The 319-nt window shown below is 44.8% G+C and carries 1 protein-coding gene and 1 pseudogene; both read right to left on the minus strand.

The features are described from left to right. Positions 1–155: DUF494 family protein (locus AB4585_RS25875; protein ID WP_372171636.1), on the minus strand; the 155-nt coding region annotated here is incomplete at its 3' end. Between the two features lie 2 nt (positions 156–157). Beyond that, positions 158–319 (minus strand): annotated as a pseudogene (locus AB4585_RS25880) (DNA-protecting protein DprA); the annotation flags it as partial.

The following is a 319-nucleotide window of genomic DNA, read 5'->3' on the forward strand; positions in this document are numbered from 1 at the left end:
GCCGCTAAGTCTTCCAACCAATTTAGCGCTTTGTACACTTCATCTTGGCGAAAGCCAGCACGAAGGAGCTCTTGCTCAAGCTCATCTTGATTGACGTTCAAATCACTCTCGCTATGAATGTACGTCTCAAACAGATACATAAGAATATCCATCATAGTCAGCTCCCCCTTAATCTAATGTAACCACCAACGACTGAAGCCACTATACCTTGAAGCTCCAGCTCTAATAACTGCATCATAACCTGATTTACGGGTAAATGGGCCCTTTCTGCTAAAAAATCAACTGCCACTGGCCTCTCTCCCAGCAGATCCAGTATTGG

The organism is Vibrio sp. 10N.222.49.C9 (assembly GCF_041474985.1).
Taxonomy (GTDB): domain Bacteria; phylum Pseudomonadota; class Gammaproteobacteria; order Enterobacterales; family Vibrionaceae; genus Vibrio; species Vibrio crassostreae_C.